This is a genomic window from Pseudomonas sp. LH1G9 (assembly GCF_002949975.1).
Taxonomy (GTDB): domain Bacteria; phylum Pseudomonadota; class Gammaproteobacteria; order Pseudomonadales; family Pseudomonadaceae; genus Aquipseudomonas; species Aquipseudomonas veronii.
This window is the reverse complement of the sequence record NZ_CP026880.1, coordinates 574,621-592,085: the sequence shown is the minus strand read 5'-3', so window position 1 is coordinate 592,085 and position 17,465 is coordinate 574,621. Positions and strand designations below refer to the sequence as shown.

At 60.8% G+C, this 17,465-nt stretch carries 13 protein-coding genes and 5 pseudogenes; 7 read left to right on the top strand and 11 right to left on the bottom strand.

The genetic code is table 11. The features are described 5' to 3' along the window. Positions 1-111: 111 nt before the first annotated feature. The 3 genes from hda to C5F70_RS02780 all read right to left on the bottom strand — a co-directional run bounded on the left by hda (position 112) and on the right by C5F70_RS02780 (position 3,177). Positions 112-816 carry a DnaA regulatory inactivator Hda gene (gene hda, locus C5F70_RS02790; protein WP_017845321.1) on the bottom strand — a complete coding sequence of 235 codons (705 nt, stop codon included), beginning with the start codon at positions 814-816 and terminating at the stop codon, positions 112-114. A gap of 203 nt (positions 817-1,019) precedes the next feature. Then, positions 1,020-2,093: an AI-2E family transporter gene (locus C5F70_RS02785; RefSeq protein ID WP_046488315.1), complete on the bottom strand. Its 1,074-nt coding sequence runs from the start codon at positions 2,091-2,093 to the stop codon at positions 1,020-1,022. Positions 2,094-2,136: 43 nt separating this feature from the next. Then, positions 2,137-3,177, bottom strand: coding sequence for a DUF2066 domain-containing protein (locus C5F70_RS02780; RefSeq protein WP_104902693.1), 1,041 nt, complete (start codon positions 3,175-3,177; stop codon positions 2,137-2,139). 355 nt (positions 3,178-3,532) lie between these two features. Here C5F70_RS02780 and purM point away from each other — a divergent pair, with 355 nt between their 5' ends. The 7 genes from purM (at position 3,533) to C5F70_RS02740 (ending at position 12,070) form a co-directional block, all read left to right on the top strand. Further along, positions 3,533-4,591, top strand: coding sequence for a phosphoribosylformylglycinamidine cyclo-ligase (gene purM / locus C5F70_RS02775; RefSeq protein WP_017845318.1), 1,059 nt, complete (start codon positions 3,533-3,535; stop codon positions 4,589-4,591). Continuing rightward, positions 4,591-5,241: a phosphoribosylglycinamide formyltransferase gene (gene purN / locus C5F70_RS02770; RefSeq protein ID WP_017845317.1), complete on the top strand. Its 651-nt coding sequence runs from the start codon at positions 4,591-4,593 to the stop codon at positions 5,239-5,241. Before purM ends, purN begins: the two co-directional genes overlap by 1 nt. A gap of 8 nt (positions 5,242-5,249) precedes the next feature. Then, a complete protein-coding gene (locus C5F70_RS02765) occupies positions 5,250-5,963 on the top strand; it encodes a DUF3108 domain-containing protein (RefSeq protein ID WP_017845316.1) in 714 nt (237 codons plus the stop codon). 278 nt (positions 5,964-6,241) lie between these two features. Beyond that, positions 6,242-6,430, top strand: coding sequence for a hypothetical protein (locus C5F70_RS02760; RefSeq protein ID WP_104902692.1), 189 nt, complete (start codon positions 6,242-6,244; stop codon positions 6,428-6,430). Positions 6,431-6,811: 381 nt separating this feature from the next. Continuing rightward, positions 6,812-8,737, top strand: a complete 1,926-nt coding sequence (locus tag C5F70_RS02750; protein ID WP_017845313.1) for an IucA/IucC family siderophore biosynthesis protein — start codon at positions 6,812-6,814, stop codon at positions 8,735-8,737. Next, on the top strand, positions 8,727-9,938 hold the full coding sequence (locus C5F70_RS02745) for an MFS transporter (RefSeq protein WP_102618093.1): 1,212 nt from the start codon (positions 8,727-8,729) through the stop codon (positions 9,936-9,938). Before C5F70_RS02750 ends, C5F70_RS02745 begins: the two co-directional genes overlap by 11 nt. A gap of 11 nt (positions 9,939-9,949) precedes the next feature. Then, positions 9,950-12,070 carry a TonB-dependent receptor gene (locus C5F70_RS02740; RefSeq protein ID WP_104902691.1) on the top strand — a complete coding sequence of 707 codons (2,121 nt, stop codon included), beginning with the start codon at positions 9,950-9,952 and terminating at the stop codon, positions 12,068-12,070. A 66-nt stretch (positions 12,071-12,136) separates the two neighbouring features. Here the strand turns inward: C5F70_RS02740 and C5F70_RS02735 are convergent, their stop codons facing one another. The 8 genes and pseudogenes from C5F70_RS02735 to relA all read right to left on the bottom strand — a co-directional run bounded on the left by C5F70_RS02735 (position 12,137) and on the right by relA (position 17,367). Further along, positions 12,137-12,682 carry a DUF2058 domain-containing protein gene (locus C5F70_RS02735; protein ID WP_017845310.1) on the bottom strand — a complete coding sequence of 182 codons (546 nt, stop codon included), beginning with the start codon at positions 12,680-12,682 and terminating at the stop codon, positions 12,137-12,139. A 25-nt stretch (positions 12,683-12,707) separates the two neighbouring features. Next, positions 12,708-13,541: a nucleoside triphosphate pyrophosphohydrolase gene (gene mazG, locus C5F70_RS02730; protein WP_017845309.1), complete on the bottom strand. Its 834-nt coding sequence runs from the start codon at positions 13,539-13,541 to the stop codon at positions 12,708-12,710. A 152-nt stretch (positions 13,542-13,693) separates the two neighbouring features. Next, positions 13,694-13,813: pseudogene (locus C5F70_RS31415) on the bottom strand (hypothetical protein); the annotation flags it as partial. A 232-nt stretch (positions 13,814-14,045) separates the two neighbouring features. Next, positions 14,046-14,180: pseudogene (locus C5F70_RS31410) on the bottom strand (hypothetical protein); the annotation flags it as partial. Then, a pseudogene (locus tag C5F70_RS02720) lies at positions 14,173-14,256 on the bottom strand (nucleoside triphosphate pyrophosphohydrolase); the annotation flags it as partial. The pseudogenes C5F70_RS02720 and C5F70_RS31410, both read right to left, overlap by 8 nt. A gap of 504 nt (positions 14,257-14,760) precedes the next feature. Next, positions 14,761-14,895: pseudogene (locus tag C5F70_RS31405) on the bottom strand (hypothetical protein); the annotation flags it as partial. After that, positions 14,888-14,971 (bottom strand): annotated as a pseudogene (locus tag C5F70_RS02710) (nucleoside triphosphate pyrophosphohydrolase); the annotation flags it as partial. The pseudogenes C5F70_RS02710 and C5F70_RS31405, both read right to left, overlap by 8 nt. Before the next feature lie 152 nt (positions 14,972-15,123). Then, positions 15,124-17,367, bottom strand: a complete 2,244-nt coding sequence (gene relA, locus C5F70_RS02705; RefSeq protein ID WP_017845308.1) for a GTP diphosphokinase — start codon at positions 17,365-17,367, stop codon at positions 15,124-15,126. Between the last annotated feature and the right edge of the window lie 98 nt (positions 17,368-17,465).

Here is a 17,465-nt window from a genome sequence, read left to right as displayed (position 1 = left end):
GACATCTAAGCCCTTAATACCCTTTGCGCGTGTTTTGCGTGGTCAAGCCGGCCAAAACGCAGGTTTCTTGGCGCCTGAAATTTGCCGAAGGCCCCGAAACACAAGGGCTGGCTACCAGCCGAGGGTTTCCTTGAGGAAGGGAATCGTCAGCTTGCGCTGGGCCTGCAAAGAGGCCTGATCGAGCTGCTCGAGCAAATCGAACAATGCGCTCATGCTGCGGGTGCCGCGGGTGAGGATAAAGTGCCCGACCTCGTCGGTGAGGTGCAGGCCGCGACGGGATGCACGCAATTGCAGGGCACGCAATTTGTCCTCGTCGGACAGCGGGCGCATCTGGAAGATCAGCGCCAGGGTCAGGCGCGACTTGAGGTCGGCCAGCTTGACCGGCAACTCACGGGGCGAGGTCGAAGCCGCGATCAACAGGCGGCGCCCGCTGTCGCGCAGGCGGTTGAACAGATGAAACAGCGCCTCTTCCCAATCCGCCTTGCCGGCGACGGCCTGCAGATCGTCCAGGCACACCAGTTCGTATTGTTCGAGGTTGTCGAAAATCCCGATCCCGCGGTCCATCAACTCCGCCAACGGCAGGTAAACCGCCGGTTCGCCCATCTGCTCGAAGCGCAGGCACGCGGCCTGCAACAGGTGGGTGCGCCCCACGCCTTGCTTGCCCCACAGGTAGATCAGGCTTTCAGTCCACCCGGCGTCGGCTTCGCAGAGCCGCTCGACATAGCCGAGTGCTGCGGCGTTGGCGCCTGGGTAGTAATTGATAAAGGTGGCGTCGTCACGCAGACGCACACCTAAGGGCAGCTGAATCGGTTTCATGCTGACTGAACGGCTCCGATCGAACCGTTAGTGGCCTCTGTGAAAAGTTTGCAAAGTTTATACCCGTGACGCCGGGCGCACAATGCAGCAGACCATAAGCAAAATCAAAGGTTTGCGTTAACTTGTTGGATTTACGCAAATTGTTTGACGCCACAGCGCCAGAAACAACAAACCCGGCCTGGGCCGGGTTTGTGACACTGCGATTACAAATCGGGGTCTTCAACGCCCCCGTACATATCCGAATCCTTGTACAGATCGTGGACATGACGCACCAGCACCATGATCACCGCCGCCACCGGCAGCGCGAGCAGGATGCCGGTAAAGCCGAACAACTCACCGCCAGCCAGGATCGCAAAGATCACTGCGACCGGGTGCAGGCCGATGCGATCACCCACCAGCAACGGGGTCAGCACCATGCCTTCGAGGGCCTGGCCGACCATGAACACCGCGACAATCCCGAGCATCGGGTACAGATCACCGCCAAACTGGAACAGCCCGGCCACCAGCGCCGCACCGATACCGATCACAAAGCCCATGTACGGCACGATTGCGGCCAGACCGGCAATCAAACCGATCAACAGGCCCAGCTCCAGGCCGATCGCCATCAAGCCGGCGGCATAGATAATCCCCAGGGCCAGCATCACCAGCAGTTGGCCGCGCACGAACGCCCCCAAGACCTCATGACACTCCCCGGCCAGGGACACGATGCGCGCTTCACGGTCACGCGGCAGCAGGCTGCGGATCTTGGCCATCATGATGTCCCAGTCCCGCAACAGGTAGAACGCCACCACCGGGATCAACACCAGATTGGTCAGCCAGCCGATCAGCGCCAGGCTGGATGCCGTGGCCTGGCTGAGAACCACACCGACGATGTCGGTGGTCTGGCCCATATGCTCGCTGATCGCAGCCTTGACCTTGTCGAACTTCCAGAAGCCATCCGCCAGCCCCAGCTTGGCCTGGGCCCACGGCATCGCCGTGTGCTGCAGCCAGTCGAGCATCTGCGGCGCCAGTTCATACAAACGGAACAACTGCTTGGCCAGCATCGGCACCAGCACCAGCACCAACGCCGTGATGATCAGCGTAAACAGCGCAAACACCGTGACCACACCCAAAGTCCGCGACAGGCCGGCTTTCTCCAGGCGATCCACCACGGGGTCGAACAGATAGGCGAGCAACAGCGCGACCAGGAACGGCGTCAGGATCGAATGCAGCAAGAACACAAAAACGCACAGCAGGACGATCCCGCCAAGCCACACCCAACGACGCGTATCCGCCATACACCACTCCATCTTTTATCGGCTGCTATATAAAGCAGAACATTTACCAGCGAAAACGCAGTTGCGCCTGCGGCTCAGGGGCGGCGACCGGCTGCGTGCCGTCCACTGGCGGTTGCGCAGCCAGTGCTTCACCCGCGGGAATCTCCTGCAACCTGGCCAGGCTCAGTTGAGTACGCAACTGATCGGCGCTGCCATTGACGCGATACACAATACGATTGCCATCCACGCGCTGCGGCTGGCCGCCAAACGGCTCGAGCAAGTGGCCCAACGCGGCGTAGCGCTCCAGGGTCATGCCCTGCACTTCGAGCAATTGCTCGGTGCTCGCGCCCGGCTTGACCACAAAGCGCGGCGCCAGTTTCTGGCTGACCGCCAGCATCACGGCATCGGCCACGGCGGCGGTGTCGGCGCCTTGCGCGGTGCCCTGCTCGCTCTTGTCGCCCAACCACAGGCGCCATTTGGCCTGCCATTGGCTGCCCTCCTGGCGCGCATGCACTGCAAGCATCGCATCGGCGCCGTAGCGTTCCGAGGCTGCACGCAACGGCGTGGCGTCCGCGCTTTCGAGGTTGGGCGCGGTGGCGACCACCTGTTCATCCAAATCCCCCAACGGCAGGCGCAGCGGCAAGCCGCGATGTTGCGCCGCACGGCGCAGCGCCTGCGCGACGGTCTGGCCATCCCCGACCAGGTTGCTGCCGTCGGTGGAGTCATTCAGCCACCAACCCAGGATCGACGGCCGATTGCTGCCCCAGATCGACAAGCCGGCCTCACGCAAGGCGCGATCGGTGCTGACGGGGTCGAAATCCACTTGCAGGCTTTCCGGCGGGCCGGCGTCGTAGCCGTATTGCGTGATGATTTGTTGCGGGTCCTTGCGCACCGCCGCCAGGCCGGGGCCTTCGGCGGCCTTGGCGTCGCCAGTGAGGCGGATCACCAGGGTCTGTACGGCGCGCTGGGTCGCCTGGTCGCGTTCTTGCGGTGACTGGCTGCTGACCGGCTCCAGTACTTGATAAAGGCCATTGAGGGTTTCGGCATGACTCGCCAGGCTGACCAACGACAAGCAGCCTACAAAAAACACATTACACAGACGCATGGAAGATTCCCGAACGACAAAATTAGCGGCTGGAACAGACCGCGTGATCTCGGTTTGCCAAGGCTGTGACCACAGCGATCGGTAAAACATTCACGGGGTCTCGGTAAGTTTTCCTACTGTCATAACGATAGCGGGTTCAAGGCTATACCTTAATACGGAGCTGGGCAGACCCGATTAGCATTTTTTTAACCGGCTTTTTTATCTATGTGGCTCTGCCCGTCGGCCCGAGGATGGCCGCTGACCCTCAAGCCTGATAAAATCGCGCGCCTTCGCAGACCGTCAATGGCTGGGCCTTTTCACAAGAGCCCTTGCCCAATCGGTCGTTACCCCTGAATCCCCCCTAAAGGCCTGGATCATGAGCAAGCAACCCTCCCTGAGCTACAAGGACGCCGGTGTAGACATCGACGCCGGTGAAGCATTGGTCGAACGCATCAAGAGCGTCGCCAAGCGCACTGCGCGCCCCGAAGTCATGGGTGGCCTGGGCGGTTTTGGCGCCCTCTGTGAAATCCCGGCCGGCTACAAACAGCCCGTGCTGGTTTCCGGCACCGACGGCGTGGGCACCAAACTGCGCCTGGCCCTGAACCTGAACAAACACGACAGCATCGGCATCGACCTGGTCGCCATGTGCGTCAACGACCTGGTAGTGTGCGGCGCCGAGCCGTTGTTCTTCCTGGACTACTACGCCACCGGCAAGCTCAACGTCGAAACCGCGACCCAAGTGGTCACCGGCATCGGCGCCGGCTGCGAATTGTCGGGTTGCTCCCTGGTCGGCGGCGAAACCGCTGAAATGCCAGGCATGTACGAAGGCGAAGACTACGACCTGGCCGGCTTCTGCGTCGGCGTGGTCGAAAAAGCCGAGATCATCGACGGCTCCAAAGTGGCTGCCGGCGACGCCCTGCTCGCCCTGCCGTCGTCCGGCCCGCACTCCAACGGCTACTCGCTGATCCGCAAGATCATCGAAGTGTCCGGCGCCGACATCGAGAACATCCAGCTCGACGGCAAGCCACTGACCGACCTGCTGATGGCGCCGACACGCATCTACGTCAAGCCACTGCTCAAGCTGATCAAGGACACCGGCGCGGTCAAAGCCATGGCCCACATCACCGGCGGCGGCCTGCTGGACAACATCCCGCGCGTCCTGCCCAAAGGCGCCCAGGCGATTGTCGACGTGGCCAGCTGGCAGCGTCCTGCGGTATTCGACTGGCTGCAAGAGAAAGGCAACGTCAACGAAACCGAAATGCACCGCGTGCTGAACTGCGGCGTGGGCATGGTGATCTGCGTGGCGCAAGAGCACGTGGAAAGCGCGTTGAACGTGCTGCGCGAAGCCGGCGAACAGCCTTGGGTCATCGGCCAGATCGCCGCTGCCGCCGAAGGCGCGGCTCAGGTTGAACTGAAGAACCTTAAGGCGCACTGATGTCTGCAACCTGTGATGTCGTGGTGCTGCTCTCCGGCACCGGCAGTAACTTGCAGGCCCTGATCGACAGCACGCGCACCGGCGACAGCCCGGCGCGCATCGCTGCGGTGATCTCCAACCGCAGCGACGCCTATGGCCTGCAACGCGCCAGGGAGGCAGGCATTGCCACGCGCACCCTGGATCACAAGGCTTTCGAAGGTCGCGAGGCCTTCGACAGCGCCCTGGTCGAACTGATCGACGCCTTCAACCCCAAACTCGTGGTACTGGCCGGCTTCATGCGTATCCTCAGCGCTGATTTCGTGCGGCACTACGCTGGGCGGCTGTTGAATATCCACCCTTCCCTGCTGCCCAAGTACAAAGGCATGCACACCCATCAGCGCGCCCTCGACGCGGGCGACAGCGAGCATGGCTGCAGCGTGCATTTTGTCACCGAGGAACTCGACGGCGGGCCTCTGGTCGTACAGGCAGTGGTTCCGGTAGAGTCTGACGACTCGGCGCAGACGCTTGCGCAACGGGTTCATACACAGGAACACAGGATTTACCCGCTGGCTGTTCGCTGGTTTGCCGAGGGGCGGTTGATTCTTGGTAAACAGGGTGCATTATTGGACGGTCAGTTACTCGCGGCCAGCGGCCACTTGATTCGAACCTAGGAGATTTTATGCGTCGCGCCTTGCTCTTCGCTTTTGCGCTGTTCGCCTTGCCTGCGGTGCAAGCAGCAGATTTACATCCTTTCTCCGCCAGCTACACCGCCGACTGGAAACAGTTGCCCATGAGCGGTTCGGCCGAGCGTAGCCTGACCCACAATGGCGATGGCACCTGGACCTTGAACTTCAAGGCTTCCATGATGATTGCCAGCCTCACCGAAACCAGCGTAATCCAATTCGACAAGGACGCCCTGCAGCCGAAGAGCTACACCTTCGAACGCGGCGGCCTGGGCAAGGCGAAAAGGGTCAACCTGGACTTCGACCAAACCGCCAAGAAAGTCACCGGCTTTGAAAACAAAGACCCGGTCAACGTTGCCCTGCAAAGCGGCATGCTCGACAAGTCGACCTACCAGTTGGCGCTGCAGCGCGATGTCGCGGCCGGCAAGAAGAGCATGAGCTACAACGTGGTTGAAGGCACCGACGTCGACACCTACGACTTTCGCGTGATCGGCCCGGAAAAGGTCCAGACCAAAGCCGGCTCTATCGACGCGATCAAGGTCGAGCGCGTGCGTGACCCGACCCAAAGCAAGCGCATCACCCAGATGTGGTTTGCCAAGGACTGGGGCGGCATCCTGGTTGCCCTGCGTCAGGTGGAAACCGACGGCAAGGAATACAACATCATGCTGCAAGACGGTACGGTTGACGGTAAGTCTGTCAAAGGTAGCTGATTGCGCGGATGAGTCGAAGAAGAGCCTCGCACCACGCGGGGCTTTTTTTCGTCTGGATGTTGGGGAGTCAACGCCTGAGCCCGACGAGAACATGAAGCTTTTGTCATAAAACTCCGACGCCTGCGACGCAATGTCGCGGTTTACGGGGCCTGCGCGACTGTTACAAGTTATGCAAAGGACTGTTGCATAAACGATCGGTTTACCTAGCAAGCTAACAAAACATATAACAAAAGCCTGCGACGACTTGCCGCAGATCCACCAGAGACTGGAGCAAGCAAATGACTGTAAAAGTGACTGAACGCGACGATGAACATATGTCCCACGAAGCCTTGGGCCATGGGATTCACATCTGGGATGTACACCAACAGGACCTGCTGGTCGGCATGTTTCACAACGAGAGCGACGCTCATAATTATAAAAACGAGCTCGAACACCTTGAGATGAAACGCCAGGCACAAAGCTCCTGAAACGCTGAAATCAAGTAGACGCCAGCCCACGCAACGAGGCTATCTACACACGACAAACCCCGCCAACGAGCGGGGTTTGTCGCTTTCAACCGCGACCGTTTTCTTCTGAACCTCGACGCGTGTATTGAAAAATATACAGTTCACGCCGCGTCGGCCCACCGCCTGCACGCCAGCGGTAATCCGCTGAAGTAGCCTGATCCAGACACCTCCCCACTCTTTGACAGCGCTCTTTGGCCAGGCCGAATCGCACGCGAGCCCCTTCTCCCGCCCCTCCTGAATAAGCCTTTCAGAAAAAAGTAACAACAAATAGACAATTAGTAATGATTCTCTATACCATTCAGCCGCTTTTCATTCCGGTCCACGTATAGGGAATTCCACTAGATGCACGGGCAAAGTCGCACCCCGGAACAATCGTTGCTTGAACGCTGGGGCGAAGCACTCGCTACCCCGCCATTTCAAACTAACCACATCACTCTCGACGCTCTGATCAACACCCTGGCACCCGCTGCCGAGCGTAGCTTCCAACGCCTGATCCAAGCACTGTTTCGTGAAGGCCTGCTGGACCCCAGCACCCGCACCTACGACGAGCGAGGTCAATGCTGGCTGGTGCTGCCTGACCAGAGCCGCCTGCGTTTCGATCACCTGCTCCCCGGTCGCATGGCCAGCTGGGACCTGCGTGGCCGAGTGACGCTGCTGCGCGATGATCATCCTGACCTGAATATTCAATTCCCGTCGCAGTTATTGACGCTGCTCAACCGCCGCCTCGAATCACCTGCCGACCCGGAAGTCTTGGGCCGCCTCAACACAGAAATCGACGACAGCTTTGTCAACGATACGCTGTGCCTTGCCTTCCATGAGCAATGGACACTCAGGCTCCATGCGGCAATGGACCCGTCGCACCAGAGCAACCTGTTGAGCCACCTCAAGCATGACCCCAGTGTGACCAACCCGACTTCCACGCTTGAACAATGGGGCACGCTGGGCCATCCCTGGCACCCCAACTACAAGACCAAACTGGGTTTGAATACCGACCAGGTCATCGATTTCTCGCCTGAATTCGAAGCCCGCTTTCCGGTTTTCCTGTGCGCGTTGCATCGCCAGTTCGCCCATGTCGAAATGCTGGCTGGCACCGCCGATTACTGGCAATGGTGGCAACATCATTTCCCCCAAGCCGCTCGGCAACTGACCGCGCAACTGACCGCGCAGGGCCTTGAAGCCGGCGATTATCTGCCGTTGCCGGCTCACCCTTGGCAGGCGCGCCAAGAATTACCGCAATTGTTCGCCAACGAAATTGGCGACCGGTTGTTGGTACTGACCGATATCGTGGCGTTTACCGCCCACCCGACCATGTCGTTCAGGACCGTGCTACCTGAAGGCCGATGTGACGCACCGATGGTGAAGCTTCCGGTTTCATTGCGCCTGACCAGTGTACAGCGGACTGTTTCACCGCGTTCTGCGCGCATGGGCCCGCGGATCAGCCACCTACTGCTGGCGATCCTGGAACGTGAGCCGGCGATCCAGCAGATCCTCAGCATCATCCCCGAGCGGATCGGCGTGCATTTCAAGCCGCAACCGGCCAATGATGAACACTCCCGCCACTTGGCCGTCCTGTACCGCGACGCCCCCCAGAGCCTGCTCCAGCCGGGCGAAATGGCCGTGCCAGTCGGCAGCCTGTTCGCCGTCGACCAGCACGGGCAGCCACTGCTGCGCCAATGGGTACGACTGAGCCAGGGCAAGGACGACGAGGACGCCCTGCTCGCCTTCTTTCGGGACTACGCCTCGATTGCCGTACCGGCACTGCTGGGCATGTATCTGCGTTATGGCGTGGCCTTCGAGGCTCATCAGCAGAACTCCTTCATGGTCATGGCCGCGGACGGGCGCCTGAGCCGCCTGCTACTGCGTGATTTCGGTGACATCCGGATCGACCGCAAGACCTTGCACGCCCATGGCCTGGATATCGAATTGCACGACCCTAAAATGACCCTGTACGACGACGCCGGCTTCGTGCGCGACAAGCTGCTGCACACCGTATTCATGTGCCACTTGGGCGAACTGGTGCTGCTCAGCGCACGCCACTTCGACATCCCCCAAGCGCGGCTCTGGAATGAACTGTCGACGCAGGTCAGCCAGTGCTTCGACGACTTGCGCAGCGAGGTCGACCCCCAACGCTGGAAGACCGAACGCGAAGCCTTACTGGAGCAGGACTGGCCCGCCAAGTCGTTTATGCGCATGCGTCTGCTGGAGAGCCATGCCGATATCGTCGGGCGTTTGCCTAACCCACTGAGCGCCGCCGCCAATGCCGGCTAACAACAGCGCACTGCGGCTGCTGGTGGTGATTCAGTTGGTGTCGATGGGCGCCATGGAGATGAGCGGCCCTTTCTGGCCGCTGCAAATCCAGAAGCTGCTCGGCGTCGCCAATGCCCAGTACACCGGCCTGCTGTCCTCGCTGGTGTATGCCGGGCCGATGATGGCGGCAATGATCCTGACGCCCATGTGGGGGCGACTGGGTGACCGCACCGGGCACAAGCCCATGATCATTCGGGCGTTGCTGGCGTTGGCGGTATGCCAGGGCCTGGCCGCCGTTACCTTCGACCCTTGGCTGCTGGTGGCAATCAGGGTTGCACAAGGGGCGCTGGCCGGGTTTATCGCAGCGGCGCAAGCCTATGCGCTGGCCTGCTGCGGCGACGGCGGGCGTGGGCACATTCTGGCTCGACTGCAATCGGCGACTGCCGTGGGCTCGCTGGCCGGACCGGTGTTGGGTGGGTGGTTGATGGATGTCTCGGGCTTCGCACTGCTGTGCTACAGCGCCACCGCAGTGTGCGTGTTGTGCGCGGTGATCAGCCTGTTCTTGCCCAACGACACGCCCCAATCACGCCCAACACACAACGCAAAACCAAGCGCCCTGCCCGAAGGCTGGCTCGGTGCAATGCTGGGGATCATCGTTTTGATCCAGGCAGCCAAGATGATGCCCCAGCCGTTTTATGCCTTGTACGTCGCCGACGTGTTACACGCCCCCGCGTGGCTGATCGGCGCCAGCTATGCCGCCAGCGCACTGACTCTGGCGCTGTCCGCGCCGCTATGGGGGCGCCTGTTCGACCGGCATCAACCGGCTCACACGTTGCGCGTCGTCGAATGGGTCACGTGGTCCTGCGCCTTGACGCTGGCATTTACGGCGCTGGCCAGCGAATGGCTCGGATTCCTCGCCAGCCGGCTGTTATGGGGCGTTTGGCAGGGTGCGTTGCTGCCGGTCGCCTACACGTTGATCGCCAACACCGTTGTGCCCAGCCAGCAGGGCTTTGCCCTGGGCCTGGGCAACAGCGCCGCCAAAGCCGGCGCGCTGTGTGGTGTGCTGATGGGCGGCATCGGCATGGGAGTCGTGGGTCTGGCGCACAGCTTCTGGCTGGTTGCACTCACATATGCATTGGCCGCCCTGGGCATCCGCACCATCCGTTCGTTCACCCGAACACCTGAGACATCCAGTTTTTCTGTCAATACTTCTAATAACTGAAAGGCAAGGTCATGAAAAAAACACAACTGGCAGTTCTGCTGCCACTTCTAGGGTCGATTAGCGCGCCTGCCTGGGCCGATGAGATCGAAGGGACTCACGCCGCGCCCATCAACCTGCAACTACAGGCAACGGTAGTGTCGGCCACGCGCAGTGAAACCAGCATCGCGGCGATCCCAGGCTCGGTGCAGGTGATCAGCGAAGATCAGATCCGCCAGCAAGCAGGTGCCGGCCGCCGGGTCGCAGACATCCTCGGGCAACTGGTACCGGGCATCTCCCCCTCCAGCGGCGGCATGAGCAACTTCGGCCAGACACTTCGCGGACGCAACACCCTGATCCTGATCGATGGGGTGTCCCAGAACGCCACGCGCGACAACTTCCGCCAGCTCAACAGCGTCGCGCCGGAAAGTATCGAGCGTATCGAAGTCATTTCCGGCGCCAGCAGTGTCTACGGGGCGGGCGCGTCAGGCGGCATCATCAACATCATCACGAAGCGCAACAAAGGTGAAGACCTGGCGTTGAGCAGCAAGATCGGCATGACCACCGGGAACAACTTCAGCCATAAAGGTTTCTCCTACGAAGCGTTCCAAAGCGCCACGGGCCGCAACGGCCCAGTGGATTGGTATCTGTCGGCCAACACCGTGCAACGCAACGACCTGTTCGCCGGCAACGGCAAGCGCATCCCCCAGGACACGTCCCAGGGCAGCAACATGGACACCGACACCTACGACCTGCAGGGTCGCTTCGGCTACAAGCTGGATGACGACAAGAAAATCAATCTGTCGCTGCAAGACTACAAGGACGAGCAAGACACCCGTTACACCAAGAATCCCCGCATCACCAATACCGCAGTCGCTGTAAAAGGCCTGGACCTGGTCGATCAACCGTACACCCACAACCAGGCAGTGAACCTCAACTACGCCGATCAGGATTTCTACGGCCAGGGCTTGCAGGTCGAAAGTTATTGGCGGCGTGCCGACGCGTTGTTCTTCCCCGACCTGTCCCGGGGCCGCGCAGGCGTGTCCGACAACAACAGCGTGCAAGAGGTGTACGGCCTGCGAGCGGCCATCGACACGCAAATGCCGAACATCGGCGCGGCGACCGGCAACCTGGTCTGGGGTGCCGACTACGATCATGAAACCTCGCGTCAGCGTGGCGACCAATACCGGGTCAACGGCCTCACCTACACCAAGACCGGTACCACATTCGAAATGGGACCGGACATCCAGACCACCACCAAAGCCATCTTTGGCCAGTTGTCCTACGACATCGATGATTGGACCTTGCGTGGCGGCGTACGCCGCGAGTGGATCGAAAGCGACATTGCCGACAGCATCGCTTACGGCGAAATCGTCCAGACCGGTAAGCGCGCGACACTGCCAGGCGGCACGCTCAAATACGATGACACCCTCTACAACCTCGGGGCTGTGTATCACCTGAGCGAAAACCAGGATGTATTCTTCAACTTCAGCCAGGGCTTTTCCCTGCCGGACATCCAGCGCTTCCTGCGTGACGTCAACAGCACCTACGACATTCAAAAACTCAATGCCCAGGCCCTGAAGGTCGACAGTTACGAGCTGGGCTGGCGGGGTAATTGGGACAAGTGGCTGGCTAACGTCACCGCGTATGAAAACACCTCGGATGTCACTCAGTTCTACGATGCCAATGATCGTGTATTGCGCCTGGTGAACCAGAAAGAGCGTGTGCGCGGTATCGAAACCAGCCTGACGTACAACGTCACCGACCAATGGTCGGTGGGCGGTACTTATGCTTATGCCAAAGGCGAAACCCGCCAGAACGGCCAATGGATCGACTTGCCGGCGACACGTATCTCCCCCGCCAAGACGACCGCTTTTGTCGGCTATGACCACGGCGACTATAGCCTGCGCTTGCAAGGCATGCGCCTGGCCAACTACGACGCTGCGTTCAAAGACAACAACGGCCGCGATATCCAGGGTTACACGCTGGTCGACCTGCTGGGTTCAGTCCGGCTGCCGGTAGGTCGCCTGGAAGGTGCGGTCTACAACCTCAGTAACCGCAACTACCAGAACATGTTTGCCCAGGCCAACGCCCGCGCGCCCTACCCGAACGCCGAGGGTCGCACCTTCAGCATGAGTTACGCCGTGGATTGGTAACCGCCTGACACTGCCGGCCAAAACAACAAACCCCGCCTTTTGAGCGGGGTTTGTTGTTTTACAGCCTTACCACATCAGATCATCCGGGATCTGGTAGGCGGCGTAAGGATCATCCTCATCCGGCACCTGGCTTTCGGTGAGGATATTGAGCTGGACGATACGCTCCGGTGCGCGCTCCTGGATCTTCAGCGCCGCTTCGCGCGGGATCACCTCGTAACCGCCGGCGTGATGCACGATCGCCAGAGAGCCGTTGCTCAGCTTGTTGCGCATCAGCGTGTTGACCGACAGGCGCTTGACCTTCTTGTCATCCACGAAGTTGTAGTAGTCCTCGGTGGTCAGCTTGGGCAGGCGCGAGGTCTCGATCAGTTGCTTGACCTGGGCCGTGCGGGCCTTGGCCTCGGCTTTCTCCTGCTGCTGGCGGTTCAGCTCCTGATCGCGCTTGACCTTCTCGGCCATGGCTTCCTGGGCCAGGCGTGCCTGGGTGTCATCGGCCTCGGCCTGGCCTTTGTGGACCAGACGTTGATGTTTCTGTTTCTCTTTGCCGACCTGCTTGGCCTGCTTTTGGTTGACCAGACCTGCTTTGAGCAACTGGTCGCGAAGGGAAAGGCTCATGGTGCTTACTCACTTAGGCAACTGCTCAACCGCAGCTGGACACGTTCTTTTCCTGGCGTTTGGCTTCGCCCCACAGGGCGTCCAACTCTTCGAGGGTGCAATCTTCCATGGATTGACGCGTATCGCGCAATGCCTGTTCGATAAATCGGAAACGTCGCTCGAATTTGGCATTGGCACCGCGCAAGGCGGTTTCCGGGTCGACCTTGAGGTGACGGGCCAGGTTGACCGCGGCAAACAGCAGGTCACCGACCTCATCGGCGATGGCCACTGCATCGTTATCGGCCATGGCTTCGAGTACTTCATCCAGCTCTTCGCGCACGTTATCCACCACCGGCAACGCAGCGGGCCAGTCGAAACCGACCTGGCTGGCGCGCTTCTGCAATTTGGCGGCACGGGACAGCGACGGCAAGGCGGTGGGCACATCGTCGAGCAGGGACAGTTGCTCGGGGGCGTCGGACTTTTCCGCGCGCTCCTCGGCCTTGATCTGCTCCCAACGCGTCTTGACCTGCTCTTCGCTCAACTGCGGGATATCCAGCGGCGCGTACAGATCGCCGGTGGGGAACACATGGGGATGACGTCGAATCAGCTTGCGGGTAATGCTGTCGATCACCCCGGCAAACTCGAAGCGCCCTTCTTCCTGTGCCAGCTGACTGTAATACACCACCTGGAACAACAGGTCGCCCAACTCGCCTTGCAGGTGATCGAAGTCGCCGCGCTCGATGGCGTCGGCGACTTCGTAGGCCTCTTCCAGGGTGTGCGGGACGATGCTCGCGTAGGTTTGCTTGATGTCCCACGGGCACCCGTATTGCGGGTCGCGCAGGCGATTCATCAGGTGCAGCAGGTCTTCAAGTGAATACATCTTTCTATTCCCGATCAGGTATGAACACCGCCGATCAACTGTGGGAGGGGGCTTGCCCCCGATTGCGGTGGATCAACCAAGAATCTGGTACCTGACACTCCGCTTTCGGGGGCAAGCCCCCTCCCACATTCAGCCTGCATTCATCCAGATGCTCATGGGGTACGGTTGCGCCGCGTCTCGATGATGTTCGGCAACTGGGAAATCCGCCCCAGCAACCGCCCCAACGCGTCCAGCCCCGGAATCTCGATGGTCAGGGACATCAACGCGGTGTTGCTTGATGTCCCACGGGCACCCGTATTGCGGGTCGCGCAGGCGATTCATCAGGTGCAGCAGGTCTTCAAGTGAATACATCTTTCTATTTCCGATCAGGTATGAACACCGCCGATCAACTGTGGGAGGGGGCTTGCCCCCGATTGCGGTGGATCAACCAAGAATCTGGTACCTGACACTCCGCTTTCGGGGGCAAGCCCCCTCCCACCTTTCAGACTGTGTTCATCCAGATGCTCATGGGGTACGGTTGCGCCGCGTCTCGATGATGTTCGGCAACTGGGAATTCCGCCCCAGCAACCGCCCCAACGCGCCCAGCCCCGGAATCTCGATGGTCAGGGACATCAACGCGGTGTTGTCCTCCTGTTTGCTTGATGTCCCACGGGCACCCGTATTGCGGGTCGCGCAGGCGATTCATCAGGTGCAGCAGGTCTTCAAGTGAATACATCTTTCTATTCCCGATCAGGTATGAACACCGCCGATCAACTGTGGGAGGGGGCTTGCCCCCGATTGCGGTGGATCAACCAAGAATCTGGTACCTGACACTCCGCTTTCGGGGGCAAGCCCCCTCCCACCTTTCAGACTGTGTTCATCCAGATGCTCATGGGGTACGGTTGCGCCGCGTCTCGATGATGTTCGGCAACTGGGAAATCCGCCCCAGCAACCGCCCCAACGCGTCCAGCCCCGGAATCTCGATGGTCTGGGACATCAACGCGGTGTTGCTTGATGTCCCACGGGCACCCGTATTGCGGGTCGCGCAGGCGATTCATCAGGTGCAGCAGGTCTTCAAGTGAATACATCATTCTATTTCCGATCAGGTATGAACACCGCCGATCAACTGTGGGAGGGGGCTTGCCCCCGATTGCGGTGGATCAACCAAGAATCTGGTACCTGACACTCCGCTTTCGGGGGCAAGCCCCCTCCCACATTCAGCCTGTGTTCATCCAGATGCTCATGGGGTACGGTTGCGCCGCGTCTCGATGATGTTCGGCAACTGGGAAATCCGCCCCAGCAACCGCCCCAACGCGTCCAGCCCCGGAATCTCGATGGTCAGGGACATCAACGCGGTGTTGTCCTCCTGTTTGCTTGATGTCCCACGGGCACCCGTATTGCGGGTCGCGCAGGCGATTCATCAGGTGCAGCAGGTCTTCAAGTGAATACATCATTCTATTCCCGATCAGGTATGAACACCGCCGATCAACTGTGGGAGGGGGCTTGCCCCCGATTGCGGTGGATCAACCAAGAATCTGGTACCTGACACTCCGCTATCGGGGCAAGCCCCCTCCCACCTTTCAGACTGTGTTCATCCAGATGCTCATGGGGTACGGTTGCGCCGCGTCTCGATGATGTTCGGCAACTGGGAAATCCGCCCCAGCAACCGCCCCAACGCGTCCAGCCCCGGAATCTCGATGGTCAGGGACATCAACGCGGTGTTGTCCTCCTTGTTCGAGCGGGTGTTGACGGCCAGCACGTTGATCCGCTCGTTGAGCAGCACTTGCGACACGTCGCGCAGCAGACCGGAACGGTCGTAGGCACGGATGATGATGTCCACCGGATAGGTGAGCACCGGCACCGGGCCCCAGCTGACCTGGATGATTCGCTCCGGCTCGCGCCCGCCCAGTTGCAGCACCGAGGCGCAGTCCTGGCGGTGAATGCTCACGCCACGGCCCTGGGTGATGTAGCCGACGATGGCGTCGCCCGGCAGCGGCTGGCAGCAACCGGCCATTTGCGTCATCAGGTTGCCGACGCCCTGGATCTGGATATCGCCACGCTTGCCGGGCTTGTAGCCGGTGGCTTTGCGCGGGATCAGCTCCAGCTGTTCGTTGCCGCGCTCCGGCTCCACCAGTTGCTGGGCCAGGTTGACCAGTTGCGCCAGGCGCAGGTCGCCGGCACCGAGGGCGGCGAACATGTCTTCGGCGATCTTCATGTTGGCCTTTTCGGCCAGCTTGTCGAAGTCCACCTGAGGCAGGCCCAGGCGCGCCAGTTCGCGTTCGAGCAGGCTTTTGCCGGCGGCGACGTTCTGGTCGCGCGCCTGCAGCTTGAACCAGTGGACGATCTTCGCCCGCGCCCGCGAGGTGGTGATGTAGCCCAGGTTCGGGTTCAGCCAGTCGCGGCTCGGCGTGCCGTGCTTGCTGGTGATGATCTCGACCTGCTCGCCGGTCTGCAGGCTGTAGTTGAGCGGCACAATGCGCCCGTTGATCTTGGCGCCCCGGCAGTTGTGGCCGATCTCGGTGTGTACGCGGTAGGCGAAGTCCAGCGGCGTGGCGCCCTTCGGCAGGTCGATGGCGTGGCCGTCGGGGGTGAAGATGTAGACCCGGTCCGGCTCGATATCCACCCGCAGTTGTTCGGCCAGGCCGCCGATGTCGCCGAGTTCTTCGTGCCATTCCAGCACTTGGCGCAGCCAGGAGATCTTCTCTTCGTATTGGTTGGACCCGGCCTTGACGTCGGTGCCCTTGTAGCGCCAGTGCGCGCACACCCCCAGCTCCGCCTCTTCGTGCATGGCGTGGGTGCGGATCTGCACTTCCAACACCTTGCCCTCGGGGCCGATCACTGCAGTGTGCAGCGAGCGATAGCCGTTTTCCTTGGGGTTGGCGATGTAGTCGTCGAACTCCTTGGGGATGTGCCGCCACAGGGTGTGGACGATACCGAGCGCGGTGTAGCAGTCGCGCATTTCCGGCACCAGCACGCGCACGGCGCGCACGTCGTAGATCTGGCTGAAGGCCAGGCCCTTGCGCTGCATTTTGCGCCAGATCGAATAGATGTGCTTGGCACGGCCGCTGATGTCGGCGTCGACGCCGGTAGCCTGCAACTCGGCGCGCAGCTGGCCCATCACGTCGGTGATGAAACGCTCGCGGTCGAGCCGGCGCTCATGCAGCAGCGTGGCGATCTGTTTGTATTGGTCGGGTTCGAGGTAGCGGAAGGACAAGTCCTCCAGCTCCCATTTGATATGACCGATGCCCAGGCGATGCGCCAGCGGTGCGTAGATGTCGAAGACTTCGCGGGCCACGCGGTTGCGCTTTTCGTCGTCGGCGGTTTTCACCGCACGGATCGCGCAGGTGCGTTCGGCCAGCTTGATCAAGGCGACGCGCACGTCGTCGACCATCGCCACCAGCATCTTGCGCAGGTTTTCCACCTGGCCCTGGGTGCCCAGCACCATGGACTGGCGCGGGCTGAGGCTGGCGCTGATGGCGGCCATGCGCAGCACGCCGTCGATCAGCTTGGCCACCACGGAGCCGAAGCGCTGGCCCACGGTGGCCAACGGGATATGCCCTTCACGCACGCCGCGATAGAGCACGGCAGCGATCAGCGAATCCTGGTCGAGCTTGAGATCGGCGAGGATCTCAGCGATTTCCAAGCCGGTGCGAAAGCTCGAAGTGCCTTCGGCCCACAGGTTCTTGGCCGCATTGTCTTGCTGTTCAGACTCACGAGCGAACTCGCAGGCTGCTTTCAAGGCTTCACGGTCCAGTGCCGGGTCGACACTGATGGCATGATCCAGCCATGCCTCGAGATTGATACTGCCGTCGGTGTTGATCGGCTGGTGTGCTCTCACCTGTACCATCTTGCTTACCTTCCCTACGACGCACCTTCGATGCGCCAAAAATCATCGCTGACCTGCTTTATCACTAAAGCTCACACACTCCCTGGCAGGTCACGGCC